This is a genomic window from Variovorax sp. LjRoot290, assembly GCF_964253985.1.
GTDB lineage: Bacteria > Pseudomonadota > Gammaproteobacteria > Burkholderiales > Burkholderiaceae_C > Variovorax.
Genome location: NZ_CAXURW020000001.1, coordinates 5,691,051 through 5,705,396, shown reverse-complemented (window position 1 = coordinate 5,705,396; position 14,346 = coordinate 5,691,051). Strand labels below are relative to the sequence as shown.

Below are 14,346 nucleotides of genomic sequence, written 5' to 3'. Positions count from 1 at the left end.
AGGTTGCCCAATGACAGACACGAACATCAACTTCGCCTACCTCGACGAGCGCACCAAGCGCATGATCCGCCGCGCCATCCTCAAGGCCGTGGCCATCCCCGGCTACCAGGTGCCCTTCGGCTCGCGCGAGATGCCGCTGCCCTACGGCTGGGGTACCGGCGGCATCCAGGTCACGGCCGCGGTGATCGGCCCGAAGGACGTGCTCAAGGTCATCGACCAGGGCTCCGACGACACCGTCAACGCGGTCAACATCCGGCGCTTCTTCGAACGCACCACCGGGGTCGCGACCACCACGCGCACGCAGGAGGCCACGCTGATCCAGACCCGCCACCGCATCCCCGAGGCGCCCTTGGCCGAAGGCCAGGTGCTGGTCTATCAGGTGCCGGTGCCCGAGCCCATGCAACGCCTGGAACCGCGCGAGACTGTCACGCGCACGCTGCACGGGCTGGCCGAGTACGGCCTGATGCACGTCAAGCTCTACGAGGACATCGCGCGCTACGGCCATATCGCGACCACCTACGACTACCCGGTGCTGGTGAACGAGCGCTACGTGATGTCGCCCTCGCCCATCCCCAAGTTCGACAACCCCAAGATGCACATGAACCCCGCGCTGCAGCTCTTCGGCGCCGGCCGCGAGAAGCGCATCTATGCCGTGCCGCCCTACACCGCGGTCGAAAGCCTGGGCTTCGAGGACCATCCCTTCGAAGTGCAGCGCTGGGACGCAGCCTGCGCGCTGTGCGGCGCCACCGACAGCTTCCTCGACGAGGTCATCACCGACGACAGCGGCACACGCATGCATGTGTGCTCCGACTCGGACTACTGCCAGTCGCGGCAGCAAGCGCAGAGTCCGGCGATGCCGGCACAGCAATTGGAGGAGGTCGAATGAAGAGCGTCACCCTCCCCCTGCTGCGCGTGCGCGGCATCGGCAAGCGCTACGGAGATCGCGTCGCGCTGCAAGACGCCTCCTTCGATCTCTGGCCCGGCGAAGTGCTGGCCGTGGTCGGCGAGTCGGGCTCCGGCAAGACCACGCTGCTCGATGCGGTCGCGGCCCGCAGCCGGCCCGACGAGGGCAGCGTGCAGTTCCACACGCGCAGCGGCGGCCTGCAGGAGGTCTTTGCGATGAGCGAGGCCGAGCAGCGCCTGCTCGCGCGCACCGACTGGGGCTTCGTGCACCAGAACGCGGCCGACGGCCTGCGCATGGATGTCTCGGCCGGCGCCAACGTCGGCGAGCGCCTGATGGGCCTCGGCGAGCGGCACTACGGGCGCCTGCGCGCTACCGCATCGGAATGGTTGCAGCGCGTCGAGATCGATCCGCAGCGCATCGACGATGCGCCGCGCACCTTCTCCGGCGGTATGCGCCAGCGCCTGCAGATCGCGCGCAACCTGGTCACCCGGCCGCGCCTGGTGTTCATGGACGAGCCGACCTCCGGCCTCGACGTCTCGGTGCAGGCCCGCCTGCTCGACCTGCTGCGCCAGCTCACGCGCCAGATGCAGCTCGCCGCCATTGTGGTCACGCACGACCTCGCGGTGGCCCGGCTGCTCGCGCACCGCATGATGGTGATGCAGAAGGGCCGCGTGGTCGAAGCCGGCCTCACCGACCAGGTGCTGGACGACCCGCAGCATCCCTACACCCAGCTTCTCGTTTCCTCGGTACTGCAACCATGACCGCGCCCCTTCTTCAACTGCGCGGGGTGGCCAAGCGCTTCACCCTCCATCAACAGAACCATCTCGAGCTCTCGGTGTTCGAGGGCCTCGAGCTCAGCGTCTCGGCCGGCGAATGCGTGGTGCTCGACGGCGCCTCGGGCCTGGGCAAGAGCACGCTGCTCAAGCTCATCCATGCCAACTACCGCGCCAGCGCAGGCCGCATCACGGTGCAGCCGCCGGGCGGTGCGCCGGTCGAGGTGACCGAGGCCGATCCGCGGGAGCTGGTGCGCCTGCGCCGCGACACCATCGGCTACGTGAGTCAGTTCCTGCGCGTGATCCCGCGCGTGCCGGCGCTCGACGTCGTGGCCGAGCCGCTGGCCGAGGATGCGGGCGACGACCCCACCGCCCTCGAAGCCGCGCGCGAGGAAGCGCGCAAGTGGCTCACGCGCCTTTCCATTCCCGAACGCCTGTGGCATCTGCCGCCCGCCACCTTCTCGGGCGGCGAGCAGCAGCGCATCAACATCGCACGCAACATGATCAAGCCCAAGCCGCTGCTGCTGCTGGACGAACCGACCGCTTCGCTCGATGCGGCCAACACGCGCACCGTGATCGAACTGATCCGCGAGGCGGCAGCGCGCGGCGCCGCGATGGTCGGCATCTTCCATGATGCGGAGGTCGGCGCCGCCGTGGCGACACGCCGTGTCAACGTCGCCGACTTCAGGAGTCCCGCATGAACACCGTCTTCAAGAACGCGCGCATGGTCCTGCCCGGCGAGGTGGTGCGCGGCAGCCTCTCGGTCGCGGACGGCTGCATCGCGGCGCTGCACAACGGCGATACGGGCGTGGCCACCATCGACCTCGAGGACGACTACCTGCTGCCCGGCCTGGTCGAGGTCCATACCGACAACTTCGAGCGCCACCTGATGCCGCGCCCCAAGGTGCAATGGGCCGAGCTGCCGGCCCTCCTGGCGCACGATGCCGAGGTGGCGGCCGCAGGCATCACCACCGTGTTCGATGCGCTCGGCGTCGGCGAGTCCGACACCGAAAGCCTGCGCGGCAGCACCTGGACCAAGACGCTGGCAACGCTCGACAACTGCACCGCCCAGGACCTGCTGCGCGCCGACCACCACCTGCACGTGCGCTGCGAACTGCCGGCGCCCAACACCATCGAGCTCTTCGAGCCCTTCCATGGCCATCCGCGCGTGTCGCTGATCTCGCTGATGGACCACACGCCGGGCCAGCGCCAGTGGGAAAACCTCGAGGTCGCGCGCATCTACTACACCGGCAAGAAGGGCTGGAGCACCGAGAAGTTCGAGCGCCAGGTCGCGCATGCCGCCACGTTGCAGGCCCAGTACGCCGAGCCGCACCGCCGCCACTTCGTCGACTACTGCCGCGCGCACGGCATCGCGCTCGCGAGCCACGACGACACCACCGTCGCGCACGTCGAACAGGCCCATGCCGAAGGCGCGAGCATGTCCGAGTTTCCGACCACGCTGGCCGCCGCGGGCGCGGCGCGCGAGCGCGGGCTCTCCACCGTGATGGGCGGGCCCAACGTCGTTCGCGGCGGCTCGCATTCGGGCAACGTGGCGGCGGCCGAGCTGGCGCGCCACGGCCTGCTCGACATCCTCTCCTCCGACTACGTGCCGAGCAGCCTGCTCGGTGCCGTGATGCGGCTGGTGGAGGACGAGATCCTCACGCTGCCGCAGGCGGTGGCCACCGTCACCCGCGCACCGGCCAAGGCCACCGGCCTGCACGACCGCGGCGCGATCGAGCCCGGCCTGCGTGCCGACCTGGTGCAGGTGCGCATGGCCGAGCTGGCGGATGGCTCGCGGCACGCGGTGGTGCGCGGCGTGTGGCGCGAAGGGCGCCGCGTGCTTTAGGTGCGATTCGCCGCGCTGCTTCGCGGCGCCACGGCGGCACCTTCGATGCCATGCCGCTCCAGCGCGTCCGCAACGAAGCCGGAGGCCTTCATCTCCTCGATGAAGCCGCTGAGCCAGGCCTGGGCGGCGGTCCGGCCCTTCGGCACGCCCATGGCCTGCTCGATGACCATGAAACGCCCGGGCAGCAGGCGCACGCCACCCACGCGCTTGGCGTCCGCTTCCAGCTGCTGCTTCACGCCCGCGGCCACTTCGAGGTTCTGCGCCAGGAACATGTCGGTGACTGCTGGCGAGGTCGGTGCGCGCACCAGCGTGGCGGTCTTCAGCTCGCGCGTGAGGAACAGGTCGTAGGCGCTGCCGCGGCCCACCACGACGCGGGTGCCCGTGCGGTCGACCTCCGCGTTGCCTTGCAGCGGCGAGCCGTTGCGCACCAGGTAGGCGCCTTCGATGATCACGTAGGGCGCGGTGTATTCCATGTCCGCTGCGCGCACCGGGTCGATCGCCACGAAGGCCAGGTCGACCTGTTGCGCCTTCATGGCTTCCACGACGTTGCCGGCGGAGTTGAACTGCACCAGCTCGACGGCCAGCCCGAGACGGCGTGCCGCCTCGCGCGCAAGGTCCACCGACACGCCGCGCGGCTCGCCGCCCGGGCCGCGGCTGGCCAGGATCGGGTTGCCGAAATTGATGGCGGCGCGCAGCTTGCCGGTGGCGCCGAGCTGCGCGATGGCGCCCGCTGACGGGTTGGACCGGGTGCCGGCGCAGCCGGCCAGCACCAGCGCGCTCGCGGCACAGAAGGCGCGGCGCGTGGCGGCCATCAGAAGTCGACCTTCTGGCCCGGCTCCGGCACCAGCACGCGGGTGGCGGACGCGGCGCCGAGCGCGGAAGAGAACTCGGCGGGCGTGCCGCGAAGCAAAGGGGACGTGCCGTAGTGCATGGGGATCGCGTACTTCGGCTTGATCATGTCGCGCACCGCCGTGGCGGCATCCTGCGGTCCCATGGTGAAGTGGCCGCCGATCGGGATCAGCACGAGGTCGGGCTTGTAGGTCTCGCCGATCAGCCGCATGTCGCCGAACAGGCCGGTATCGCCCATGTGCCAGATCTTGAAGCCGTTCTCCAGTTCGATGATGTAGCCCACCGGCTCGCCGCCGTAGTGCGTCTCGTCCTTGTCGGTGGCGGGGTTCTTCCACGCCAGCTCGGAGGCGTGCTCGGCGTGGACCGCCGTGATCTTCGGGCCCGTGGCGCCGAATGGCGCGACGGTGCCGCCTTTGCCGAAGCGTTGCACCAGCGCCGCAGGCAAGATGCCGAGGGTGATGATGCTCTGGCCCATGCCGCCCGCGTTGTAGACGGGCGCGTTGTGCATCCTGGCCAGCGCGGGGGCATCGGCGAAATGGTCGGCGTGGGCATGCGTCACGAGGATCAGGTCGACCTTGCCCAGCGCGTTCAACTGCTTGTATGGGGGCGGTGTCTTCGGGTTGGTGATGAGCCAGGGGTCGACCACGAGGACCTTGCCGCCGGGCGTGGTGATGCGCATGGTGGACTGCCCGAGCCAGAGGACTTCCGCCTTGCCGGAGGCGATGCTGCCCGGTGCCGTGGGCTGCAGCGCCGGCGGCGCCTGCGTGGAGGTGCCCGCGCACCCGGCGAGGCCGGCTGCGAACGCGGTAGCCAGAAGAAGGGAAACGAATCTTTTCATGTGCTTCTCTCTCTTTCTTTCTTTGACGAATGAACTACCGGTCCACGCCACGAGCGGCCTAGGGGCGCGCCAGGGCCGTGAGCGTGCGAACGTCTCCTGCCTCGCCCAGCGCCCAGCATCCGGCCAGCAGCGTCGAGCTGCGCTGCGCGCCGACGACCGCATCGGCCAGACCGTGGAACTTGCGCGCCAGGTCCTCGTCGCTCATCGGCCGCTGCAGCGAGCCGATCGCGTGTTCGACGAACACGTGCTCGCGCCGGCCATCGGTGAGCACCGCGGTCACGTCGGCGCTCGCCTCGTCGATCTTGTCGTCCACCGTCGCGACCACCTTGCGGCGCAGCGCGACCACGTCGGGGCGCGTCACGATGGCGTCCGCGAACTCTTCCTCGGCCGCGCGCCCGAACAGCAGGCCCGCCGCACACCCGTGATAGACGCTGAACTTGCCCTGCAGGCCGTCGGCCGGCTCCTTCTTGCCGGTGAGTTCGAGCACCAGCGAGTGGACCTTGAGCTCGATGCGCTCGATCTGCTCCGGCGCGATGCCGCGCTCGCGCAGCTGCACGCAGGCGTCGATGCTCGGATGGATCACGATGCCGCAGGCAAAGGGCTTGTAGCTGTTGAAGGAGATCTCGAAGCGTTCGCCCAGTTCGTCCGTGACTTCATTCCATGCGCACTTGGTCGACACCACCTGCGCCCAGCCGCGCGGCGCTTCGATCGCCTTCGGGCTCGCCGTGTAGCCGTGCTTCGCCATCAGCGCGGCCATCAGGCCGGCGCGCGCTGCGCCGCCGGGATGGAAGGGCTTGGTCATGGTGCCGAACTGCTCGCGCAGGCCGACCGGTTGCGAGGCGGCGATGCCGAGTGCCATGGCGGTCTTCTCCGCATCGAGGCCCAGCAGACGAGCACAGCCCGCCGCAGCGCCCAGCATGCCGGTGGTGCCGGTGATGTGCCAGCCGCGGTCGTAGTGCTCGGGGTAGACCGTGTTGCCCAGGCGGCAGGCGACGTCGATGCCGAGCACCAGCGCGTCGAGCACCGTGCGGCCGCTCGCGCCGGTGTGCTCGGCAAGCGCCAGCACCGCAGAGGCCACCGGGCCGGCCGGGTGGATGATGGTCTTCAGGTGCGTGTCGTCGAAATCGAAGGTGTGCGAGCTGATGCCGTTGAGCAACGCGGCGCTTGCGATGTCGACCTTCTCGGCGCGGCCGAGCACGGTGGCCTGGGCAGCGGGCTGCAGCATCTGCACCGCGGCCAGCGCGGCTTCGACGGCTTCGTGGCGCGCCGCGCCGACGGCGCAGCCGAACCAGTTGAGGAAGGTGCGGTGCGCCTCGTGGTCCACCGCGTCGCTCCAGCCGCGCGATGGATGGTTGGCCACGTACTCGGCGAGGATGCGCGTGACGGGCGGGGCGTTGTGGTCGGCGGCGACCTGGGTATTGCGGGCCATGGGTGAAATGTCTTGCGGAGTGGTTGAAAGAAAAAAGGGTAAGCGCGCGCTAGTTGTCGAGCTGGATGTTGCGATCGCGGGCGAGTTTGGTCCAGCGCGCGATGTCGGCGCGGATGTAGTCGCCGAACTGCTGGGCGCTCATGGGCATGGGTTCGACGGCCTCGACCGAGAGCTTCTCCCGCAGGTCCGGCGCCTTCAGTACCGCGTTGAGCGATTCGTTGAGCTGGCGAACGATGTCGGCAGGCATGCCGGCCGGGCCGACCACGCCGTACCACTGCATGGCATCGAAGCCCTTGAGGCCGAGCTCCTCGAGCGTCGGCACGTCCGGCAGCGCCGGGTGGCGCGTTGTACCAGTGACGGCCAGCGGGCGCACGCGCTGCGACCGGATGTGCGGCATCGCCGCGGCCAGGCCCGGGAACATGGCTTGCGTCTGGCCGCCCACCAGGTCGGTGAAGGCCGGCGCGATGCCGCGGTAGGGCACGTGCAGCATGAACGCGCCGACCTGCTGCTTGAAGAGCTCCATGGTCAGGTGGGTGAGCGATCCCGCGCCGGCCGAGCCGTAGCTGATCTTGCTCGGATTGGCCTTCGCGTAGGCAACGAACTGCTTGAAATCCTTGGCCGGCACGTCGGCGTTGACCACCAGCACGTTGGGCGTGCCGCCGATCATGCCGATGGGCGTGAAGTCCTTGACCGCGTCGTAGGGCAGCTTGCGCGTGGCCGGGCTGGTGCCGTGGGTGGCGACGTAGCCCTGCATCAGGGTGTAGCCATCGGCCGGCGCGCGCGCGGTGTTCTGCGATGCGATCACGCCGCCGCCGCCGGCCTGGTTGTCCACCACGAAGGTCTGGTTCAGGGCCTTGCCCCAGCGCTCGGTCACGGTGCGGCCGACCATGTCGCTGCCGCCGCCCGCGGACACCGGCACGATGTAGCGGATGGGCTTGTTCGGGTAGGCCTGGGCATGCGCCAACCGCGGCAGCCCGATCAAGGCCGGCGGGAGGGCGAGGACGAAGGTGCGTCGTTGCATGGTTTGCTCCTTGAGTTGTCTGGGAAAGAGGGTTCGGCGGCTCAGCGCACCGCACCCTGAAGCCGGACGTAGGCATCGCCGACGTGGCGCGCCATGAGCTTTTCGCAGCGCGCGACATCGCCTTCCCGAAGCGCGCGGGCGATCGCCACGTGCTCGGCGATCGATACGGTCATCCCGATGTCCCGCGAAAGGTTCTTCAGCCGCGAGAGGTGCAGCTTCTGCACCACGCCGCGGTAGGTGTTGGCCAGCGCCTGGTTGCCCGCGGCCTCCACGATCGCCCAGTGGAAATGCAGGTTCTCGCGGTAGTAGCGCTGAACGTCCTGCGCGGCAGCGGCGGCATTCATGGCGGCGATGGAGGCATCGAGCGCATCGGCCAGCGCGATGCGCGGCAGGGCGTCGAGTCGCGCCGCGCGCCGCCCTGCAAAGCCATCGAGCAGCCCGCGCATCTCGTAGAGGTCGCGCACCTCGTCCGCGCTCGGCTCGCGCACGAAGACGCCGGCGTGCTTGCGCGCCACCACCAGGCCGGTGCTTTCGAGTTCGCGCAGGGCTTCGCGCACCGGCACGCGAGAAATGCCGAGCCGGCCGGCGACGTCGGGCTCGTTGATGCGCTGACCCGGTAGCAGTTCGCCCCGCAGGATCATGGAAAGCATGTCGTCGCGGGCCAGCTTGGCCAGCGGGATATCGCGCAGGGTCGAGAGGCGGTCAGGGGCCGGATCGGCGAGCCAGGGCAGCATGCAAGGTCCTTCGTAGGTCGGCATATCGTATACGAGTGTCTTTCAATATGTCCACTCTTTCAATAAAAGTGTTGACACTTTATCGATCGATGAAAACAATCCATCCCATTCAAGGCCATCAAATTCCCGCCGAATGCCACACCTGCCTGCTTCCTCCGCCCTGCAACGATTCCGCGTGATCGACCTGACGCAGGTTCGCGCCGGCCCCACCGCCTGCAGGCAGCTCGCCGACTGGGGCGCCGACGTCATCCAGGTCCAGATGCCCGAGCACATGCGCGGCGACGACACCCTGGGCGGGCAGGACGGCTCCGACTACCAGTACACGCATCGCAACAAGCGCTCGATCACGCTCAACCTCAAGGAAGAAGAAGGCGTCGCCACTTTGAAGCGCCTGATCGCCGGCGCCGACGTGGTGGTCGAGAATTTCCGGCCGGACGTCAAGTTCCGCCTCCGCATCGACTACGAGACGCTCGCGGCGGACAACCCGGGCCTGGTCTACGCCAGCATCTCCGGCTTCGGCCAGACCGGCCCGCTGGCGAAACGGCCGGGCTTCGACCAGATCGCGCAGGGCATGGGCGGACTGATGTCGGTGACCGGCCTGCCGGGCGACGGCCCGGTGCGCGTCGGCATCCCGATCGCCGACCTGTGCGCCGGGATCTTCGCGGCGCAAGGCATCCTGGTGGCCTTGCTCGAGCGCGAATCCTCCGGTCGCGGCCAGTGGCTTCACACCTCGCTGTTGGAGTCGATGGTCTACATGCTGGACTTCCAGACCTCGCGTTACCTGATCGACGGCGAAGTCGGCGTGCAGGCCGGCAACTTCCATCCGACCAGCATTCCGACGGGGGTCTACAAGGCACGCGACGGTTATCTCAACATCGCCGTGTTCGGCTCCAAGATCTGGGAGCGCTTCTGCAACATCCTCGGCGCGCCCGAATGGATCAGCGACGAGCGCTACCACGACAAGGCGGGGCGTTCGCTCAACCGCGATGCGCTCAACGCCGAGATCAACCGGCGCCTCGCCGCGCACGACCGCAGCCACTGGATCGAAGAGTTCAATGCCGGCGGCGTGGCCTGCGGCCTCATCAGCGACATGCGCGAAGTCTTTGCGGAGCCGCAGGTCCGGCACCTGGGCATGGTCAAGGAGGTGGTCTCGCCCCGGCTTGGGCCCCAGCGGCTGGTCGGCCAGCCGATGCAGCTGGAGCGCACGCCCAGCACCATTGCCCGCGCTGCCCCGCGGCGCGGAGAACACACGGAGGAAGTCCTGCTCGAACTCGGTATCGGCCGGGACGATCTCGCCCGCATGAAAGCGACCGGAGTCTATTGATGTCGAATCCCGCCTACGAATCCAGCACCGAACGCGTGCAGACCTGGCTCGACGCCAGCACGCTGCACATCCGCTTCAACAACCCGGCGCGGCACAACGCGCTCTCGGTCGACATGTGGGAAGCCGTGCCGAGGCTGCTTCGCATGGCACAGGACGACGACCGGGTGCGCCTGGTCGTCTTCTCCGGCGCGGGCGAGAAGGCCTTCGTCTCGGGCGCCGACATCTCGCAGTTCGAGGACATGCGCGCCGCGCGCGAGGCCGTGGCGCGCTACGAGGCGATGGCCGAAGAGGCGCTGATGAGCATTCACGACTTCGCCAAGCCGACGCTGGCCTGCATCCGCGGCTACTGCATCGGTGGCGGCGTGAACGTGGCGATCAGTTGCGACATCCGCATCGCGTCCGAGGACTCGGTGTTCTCGATTCCGGCGGCGCGGCTGGGCCTGGGCTACCGCTATTCCGCGATGAAGAACCTGGTCGATCTGATCGGCCCGGGCGCGGCCAAGGACCTGTTCTTCACCGCCCGGCGCATCGATGCCGCGGAGGCCAAGTCGCTCGGCCTCGTGACGCGCGTGAGCGCGCCGGCCGCGCTCGACAAGCTGCTGGCCGAGTACACCGGCGCCATCGCCGAGAACGCGCCGCTGACCGTGGCGGCGGGCAAGGCGATCACGCGCGAGATCCTCAAGCCCTCGCCGGCGCTGGACGAGGCCCTGTGCGCGTCGCTGATCCGCGGCTGCTTCGAAAGCGCCGACTACACCGAAGGCCGCACCGCCTTCATGCAGAAGCGCAAGCCGGTCTTCACCGGCCGCTAGCCACCGGCCGCTAGCCGTCCACGAAAAACCAAGGAGACACCATGCAGTCGTACTGGATGCAGATGAGCGATGCGGCAACGCTTCTGGAACTGCGCGAGGTTGCCGTGCCGCAGCCGGGCCCGCAGCAGTTGCTGTTGCGCATGCACGCCGCGTCGCTCAACCGCGGCGAGTTCGTGGCCGGCCATGGCTTGCACGGCGCAGCCGGCAGCTGGAAGGCGATCGGCGGGGAAGGCGCCGGCGAGGTCGTTGCCGTCGGGGCGGAAGTCACCCGCTTCAGGCCGGGGGACCGGGTCATGGGCCGCTGTGCCGGCGCGTTCGCCGAGTTCGCGCTCATGGAGGAGGCCGAGGCGATGGCTGTGCCATCCGGGCTGTCGTGGGACGAGGCCGCCAGCGTCGCGCTGACCTTCCTGGTTTCCTACGACATGCTGGTGCTGCAGGGCCGGCTCCAGGCCGGCGGTTGGGTCCTGATCAATGGCGTGTCTTCGGGCGTGGGGGTGGCAAGCCTCCAGCTGGCCAAGGCGCTGGGCGCGAAGGTCATCGGCACCTCGGGCTCGGCCGACAAGCTGGCCTCGCTGCAGCCGCTCGGCCTGGATGTCGCCATCTGCACGCGCGCGCCCGACTTCGCTGCCGCGGTGATGGAGGCGACGCAACAGCACGGCGCGGACCTGGTCGTCAACACGGTGGGCGGCACGGTCTTCGCAGAGAACATTCGCGCCATGGCTTTCGAAGGCCGGCTCGCCACCGTGGGCTATGTCGACGGCGTGGTGCACGCCGAGCTCGACCTCGCCGCCCTGCATGCGAAGCGGCTCACCGTGTTCGGCGTGTCCAACAAGCTGCGCAGCAAGGCGCAGCGCGCAGCGGCGGTGCCCGCCTTCGTGGCGGAGGTGCTGCCGCACATCGCAGCCGGCCGGATCAGGCCGCGGATCGACCGGGTCTTCGACTTCGCCCGCCTGGAAGAAGCCAAGGCACGCATGGAATCCGGCGGCCATGTCGGAAAGATCGTCCTGCGCATGCCGGCCGCGGCCTGATTCCCAAGAACACAAAGGAGACAAGCAGATGAGAACCAAGAACCTCGTCCTGGCATGGGGTCTGTGCGCGTTCGCGTGCGCCGCCTGGGCGCAGCCCGCGGACTATCCGAGCAAGCCGATTCGCCTCGTGATCGGTTTTGCCCCGGGTGGTGCGGCCGACTACGTGGCGCGCGCCATGAGCGAAGCGCTCGGCAAGGCGCTCGGGCAGCCGGTGGTGGTCGACAACAAGCCGGGCAACGGCTCGAGCATCGCGGCGGACCTGGTGGCCAAGTCGGCGCCCGACGGCTACACGCTGCTGATCGCGAGCCCCAGCAGCATCTCGGTGAATCCGGCGCTCAATCCCAAGTTGCCGTACTCGGCACGCGACCTCAAGGCCGTGACCAAGATGACCACCTCGCCGCTGGTGCTGGCGGTCCACCCGGCGACCGGCATCCGCTCGGTCGCCGACCTCATCGCGGCAGCCAAGAAGGACCCCGGCAAGCTCAACTACTCGACCTCCGGCAACGGCTCGGCACCGCACCTGGGCGCCGCGCTGTTCAGCCAGGTGACCGGCGCGGAAATGACGCACATCCCGTACCGCGGCGGCAGCCTGGCGATCCAGGCGGTGATGGCGGGCGACACGCAGCTGACCTTCGGCACCTCGCCCTCGGTGCTGCCCATGGCCAACGGCGGCCGGCTGCTCGCGCTGGCCGTCAGCACGCGCGATCGTTCGCCGCTGGTGCCCGGGCTGCCGGGCATGAAGGAGGCCGGCCTGCCCGACTACCACCTCGAGTTCTGGTATGGCATGTTCGTGCCGGCCGCGACGCCGCCGGCCATCGTCCGGAAGATCTACGACGCGACCATCAGTGCGATGCAGCAGTCCTCGGTCAAGGCCTCGTTGGCGCGCGACGGCACCGAGGTGTCCGTCTCCGCATCGCCCGAGCAGTTCGACAGCTTCCTCGCCGAGGACGGCAAGTTCTGGGTCAAGCTGGTCAAGAGCGCGAACGTCAAGGTCGAGTGAGAGGCCGCGCGGGGAAGCGTCCACGACCAGGTCAGAAGTTAGGATTGCGCATGCCCCCGCCCTCTTCAAGCACCCGTGGCTCCGCCCTGTCGGAAGCCATCGTCAACGAGCTCAAGCAACTCATCTACACCGGCGAGTTCAAGCCGGGTGAGCGGTTGAACGAAGCGGCCCTGGCCCTGCGCATGGGCACCAGCCGCGGGCCGATCCGCGAAGCCATCAAGGTGCTGGCGGGGCTGGGCATCGTCAATGCCGTCACCAACCGCGGCGTGTACGTGCGGCAGTTGTCGCTGCGCGAGATGGTCGAGATCTACGAGCTGCGCGCGCTCGTGTTCGGCTATGCGGCCGACCGGGCCTGCGAGCATCTGACCGAAGAGCACAAGAAGCAGTTCGAGGACCTGCTCGCGGCGATGGACGCCGCCTGCGATGCGGAAGACGGCACGCTCTACTACGAGCTGAACCTGCAATTCCACGCGCTGATCCTCACGCTTTCGAACAACCGGCGCGCCTACCAGGCCTACGACGACTACGTGAAGGAATTGCACCTGGTGCGGCGCAAGTACTTCAATGCGCCGGGCAACATGCGCCGCTCGAACGTGGAGCACCGCGCGATCTACGAGGCGATCGCGGCATCGAACCGCACGCGCGCGCGCGCGGCGGCGGAACGTCACGTATTGGCCGGGAGGGCGCGGTTGCTGTCGAACTTCGAGGAGCAGCTGCCGGGCGCCTGACGCAGTTCAGGAACGTGCCGCCTTTCGCCCCTTCGCTTCCGCCGCCTGCAGCTCCTTCGCAGTCAGCACGTAGGCCGGGTTGTTGACCAGGCGCTTGAGAGCCAGGTCGATGAAAGCCCTGACGCGCATGGGCTGGGCGGTGCGGCTTCCGTAGTAGATGAAGGTGCTGGAGCGATCGGCCACGTGCCTGGTCAAGAGCGGCACCAGGCGGCCGGCGCGAATGTGCGGCGCAGCGGCGACGCTGGTCAGGAGCCCGAGGACGTGGCCGGCCAGCACGGCTTCGGTCTCCAGCGGCTCATCGTTGACGCACAACGCAGGCACCACGTGGTGCTCGACGATGCTGTCTTCCACCTTGACGTACCAGGGCATGAGCGTGCCGTTGCGCGGACGGCGAAAGACGCTGCAGCGGTGCGCGGCGAGCGCGTCGAGGTTGTCCGGCGCGCCATGGCGGGCCAGGTACGCCGGCGCCCCGCAGATGATGAGCTGCAGCGGAAACAGCTTGCGTGCGATGACGCCCTCGGCCGGCGAGGGCCCGACGCGAAAGCCGACGTCGACGCGGTCTTCCACCCAGTTGCCGATGCGGTCGTCCAACTGCACGTCGGGCTGCACTTCCGGATGCAGCCGGCAGAACTCGTCGAGCACCGGCCACAGCACGGGCGCGAAGACCGAATGCGGGCCGACGATGCGCAGCGGCCCGGCGATCTCGTCCTTGGCCTGACGCGCCATGTGAAGGGCGCGCTGCATGCCGACCAACGCCGGCTGCGCGGCCTCGAGGAACTGCCGGCCCTCGTCGGTGAGCGACAGGCTGCGCGTCGTGCGGTGAAACAGCCGCACGCCGAGGTGCTGTTCCAGCTGTGCCAAGGCCTGGCTCGCCGCCTGCGGCGTCATCCCCTGGGCAGCGGCGGCCTGGCGCAAGCTGCCGAGCTCGGCAGCCTTCGCAAAGGTCGCGATGGAACGCAATTCGTTGATCGGCATGGAGCGCCCTTTCTCCATTGATTATCAACAGCAACTTGTCAGTCCTTCAAGGTTGCGCGGTCTATTCGGCTAGCAGGTGCAGACCTAA

15 protein-coding genes are annotated in these 14,346 nt (G+C 68.7%); 9 read left to right on the top strand and 6 right to left on the bottom strand.

Annotated features, from left to right (window positions below; translation table 11 throughout):
- The first annotated feature begins 10 nt into the window (after positions 1–10).
- The 4 genes from ACSQ9A_RS28160 to ACSQ9A_RS28145 are packed head-to-tail and all read left to right on the top strand — an operon-like array spanning position 11 to position 3,523.
- Positions 11–886, top strand: a complete 876-nt coding sequence (locus tag ACSQ9A_RS28160) for an alpha-D-ribose 1-methylphosphonate 5-phosphate C-P-lyase PhnJ (protein WP_436306119.1) — start codon at positions 11–13, stop codon at positions 884–886.
- Positions 883–1,665 carry a phosphonate C-P lyase system protein PhnK gene (phnK, locus tag ACSQ9A_RS28155; RefSeq protein ID WP_436306118.1) on the top strand — a complete coding sequence of 261 codons (783 nt, stop codon included), beginning with the start codon at positions 883–885 and terminating at the stop codon, positions 1,663–1,665. Before ACSQ9A_RS28160 ends, phnK begins: the two co-directional genes overlap by 4 nt.
- Positions 1,662–2,378 carry a phosphonate C-P lyase system protein PhnL gene (gene phnL / locus ACSQ9A_RS28150; RefSeq protein WP_436306117.1) on the top strand — a complete coding sequence of 239 codons (717 nt, stop codon included), beginning with the start codon at positions 1,662–1,664 and terminating at the stop codon, positions 2,376–2,378. The genes phnK and phnL overlap by 4 nt, the downstream gene beginning before the upstream one ends.
- Positions 2,375–3,523 (top strand): alpha-D-ribose 1-methylphosphonate 5-triphosphate diphosphatase, encoded by a 1,149-nt coding sequence (locus ACSQ9A_RS28145; protein ID WP_436306116.1) that lies wholly within the window; start codon positions 2,375–2,377, stop codon positions 3,521–3,523. Before phnL ends, ACSQ9A_RS28145 begins: the two co-directional genes overlap by 4 nt.
- On the opposite strand, the gene ACSQ9A_RS28140 is transcribed toward ACSQ9A_RS28145, so the two are convergent.
- Genes ACSQ9A_RS28140 through ACSQ9A_RS28120 form a run of 5 tightly spaced genes read right to left on the bottom strand, consistent with a single transcriptional unit; the run spans position 3,520 to position 8,394 of the window.
- Complete coding sequence (locus ACSQ9A_RS28140; protein ID WP_436306115.1) at positions 3,520–4,335, bottom strand: ABC transporter substrate-binding protein; 816 nt, start codon at positions 4,333–4,335, stop codon at positions 3,520–3,522. The genes ACSQ9A_RS28145 and ACSQ9A_RS28140 overlap by 4 nt on opposite strands.
- Positions 4,335–5,210: a metal-dependent hydrolase gene (locus ACSQ9A_RS28135; protein WP_436306114.1), complete on the bottom strand. Its 876-nt coding sequence runs from the start codon at positions 5,208–5,210 to the stop codon at positions 4,335–4,337. The genes ACSQ9A_RS28140 and ACSQ9A_RS28135 overlap by 1 nt, the downstream gene beginning before the upstream one ends.
- A gap of 58 nt (positions 5,211–5,268) precedes the next feature.
- The gene (locus ACSQ9A_RS28130; RefSeq protein WP_436306113.1) at positions 5,269–6,639 is read right to left on the bottom strand and encodes an MmgE/PrpD family protein; all 1,371 of its coding nucleotides are present in this window, start codon (positions 6,637–6,639) and stop codon (positions 5,269–5,271) included.
- Positions 6,640–6,688: 49 nt separating this feature from the next.
- Positions 6,689–7,660, bottom strand: a complete 972-nt coding sequence (locus ACSQ9A_RS28125) for a Bug family tripartite tricarboxylate transporter substrate binding protein (RefSeq protein WP_436306112.1) — start codon at positions 7,658–7,660, stop codon at positions 6,689–6,691.
- Between the two features lie 41 nt (positions 7,661–7,701).
- Positions 7,702–8,394 carry a GntR family transcriptional regulator gene (locus tag ACSQ9A_RS28120; RefSeq protein ID WP_436306111.1) on the bottom strand — a complete coding sequence of 231 codons (693 nt, stop codon included), beginning with the start codon at positions 8,392–8,394 and terminating at the stop codon, positions 7,702–7,704.
- Positions 8,395–8,527: 133 nt separating this feature from the next.
- Between ACSQ9A_RS28120 and ACSQ9A_RS28115 the strand changes: the two genes are divergently transcribed.
- Genes ACSQ9A_RS28115 through ACSQ9A_RS28095 form a run of 5 tightly spaced genes read left to right on the top strand, consistent with a single transcriptional unit; the run spans position 8,528 to position 13,283 of the window.
- Positions 8,528–9,718 (top strand): CaiB/BaiF CoA transferase family protein, encoded by a 1,191-nt coding sequence (locus tag ACSQ9A_RS28115; RefSeq protein ID WP_436306110.1) that lies wholly within the window; start codon positions 8,528–8,530, stop codon positions 9,716–9,718.
- Positions 9,718–10,527 (top strand): enoyl-CoA hydratase, encoded by an 810-nt coding sequence (locus ACSQ9A_RS28110; RefSeq protein WP_436306109.1) that lies wholly within the window; start codon positions 9,718–9,720, stop codon positions 10,525–10,527. Before ACSQ9A_RS28115 ends, ACSQ9A_RS28110 begins: the two co-directional genes overlap by 1 nt.
- Positions 10,528–10,568: 41 nt before the next feature.
- Entirely contained in the window at positions 10,569–11,555 is a 987-nt protein-coding gene (locus tag ACSQ9A_RS28105) for a zinc-binding dehydrogenase (RefSeq protein WP_436306108.1), read from the top strand.
- A gap of 28 nt (positions 11,556–11,583) precedes the next feature.
- A complete protein-coding gene (locus ACSQ9A_RS28100; protein ID WP_436306107.1) occupies positions 11,584–12,555 on the top strand; it encodes a Bug family tripartite tricarboxylate transporter substrate binding protein in 972 nt (323 codons plus the stop codon).
- 50 nt (positions 12,556–12,605) lie between these two features.
- Positions 12,606–13,283 (top strand): GntR family transcriptional regulator, encoded by a 678-nt coding sequence (locus ACSQ9A_RS28095; RefSeq protein WP_436294204.1) that lies wholly within the window; start codon positions 12,606–12,608, stop codon positions 13,281–13,283.
- A gap of 6 nt (positions 13,284–13,289) precedes the next feature.
- On the opposite strand, the gene ACSQ9A_RS28090 is transcribed toward ACSQ9A_RS28095, so the two are convergent.
- Positions 13,290–14,258 (bottom strand): LysR family transcriptional regulator, encoded by a 969-nt coding sequence (locus ACSQ9A_RS28090; protein ID WP_436306106.1) that lies wholly within the window; start codon positions 14,256–14,258, stop codon positions 13,290–13,292.
- Between the last annotated feature and the right edge of the window lie 88 nt (positions 14,259–14,346).

Coding starts and splice junctions, on each gene's coding strand:
- ACSQ9A_RS28140 (WP_436306115.1), bottom strand. CDS start 4,335: ATGGCCGCCACGCGCCGCGCCTTCTGTGCCGCGAGCGCGCTGGTGCTG.
- ACSQ9A_RS28145 (WP_436306116.1), top strand. CDS start 2,375: ATGAACACCGTCTTCAAGAACGCGCGCATGGTCCTGCCCGGCGAGGTG.
- ACSQ9A_RS28125 (WP_436306112.1), bottom strand. CDS start 7,660: ATGCAACGACGCACCTTCGTCCTCGCCCTCCCGCCGGCCTTGATCGGG.
- phnL (WP_436306117.1), top strand. CDS start 1,662: ATGACCGCGCCCCTTCTTCAACTGCGCGGGGTGGCCAAGCGCTTCACC.
- ACSQ9A_RS28160 (WP_436306119.1), top strand. CDS start 11: ATGACAGACACGAACATCAACTTCGCCTACCTCGACGAGCGCACCAAG.
- ACSQ9A_RS28120 (WP_436306111.1), bottom strand. CDS start 8,394: ATGCTGCCCTGGCTCGCCGATCCGGCCCCTGACCGCCTCTCGACCCTG.
- ACSQ9A_RS28100 (WP_436306107.1), top strand. CDS start 11,584: ATGAGAACCAAGAACCTCGTCCTGGCATGGGGTCTGTGCGCGTTCGCG.
- ACSQ9A_RS28135 (WP_436306114.1), bottom strand. CDS start 5,210: ATGAAAAGATTCGTTTCCCTTCTTCTGGCTACCGCGTTCGCAGCCGGC.
- ACSQ9A_RS28095 (WP_436294204.1), top strand. CDS start 12,606: ATGCCCCCGCCCTCTTCAAGCACCCGTGGCTCCGCCCTGTCGGAAGCC.
- ACSQ9A_RS28130 (WP_436306113.1), bottom strand. CDS start 6,639: ATGGCCCGCAATACCCAGGTCGCCGCCGACCACAACGCCCCGCCCGTC.
- ACSQ9A_RS28115 (WP_436306110.1), top strand. CDS start 8,528: ATGCCACACCTGCCTGCTTCCTCCGCCCTGCAACGATTCCGCGTGATC.
- ACSQ9A_RS28105 (WP_436306108.1), top strand. CDS start 10,569: ATGCAGTCGTACTGGATGCAGATGAGCGATGCGGCAACGCTTCTGGAA.
- ACSQ9A_RS28090 (WP_436306106.1), bottom strand. CDS start 14,258: ATGCCGATCAACGAATTGCGTTCCATCGCGACCTTTGCGAAGGCTGCC.
- ACSQ9A_RS28110 (WP_436306109.1), top strand. CDS start 9,718: ATGTCGAATCCCGCCTACGAATCCAGCACCGAACGCGTGCAGACCTGG.
- phnK (WP_436306118.1), top strand. CDS start 883: ATGAAGAGCGTCACCCTCCCCCTGCTGCGCGTGCGCGGCATCGGCAAG.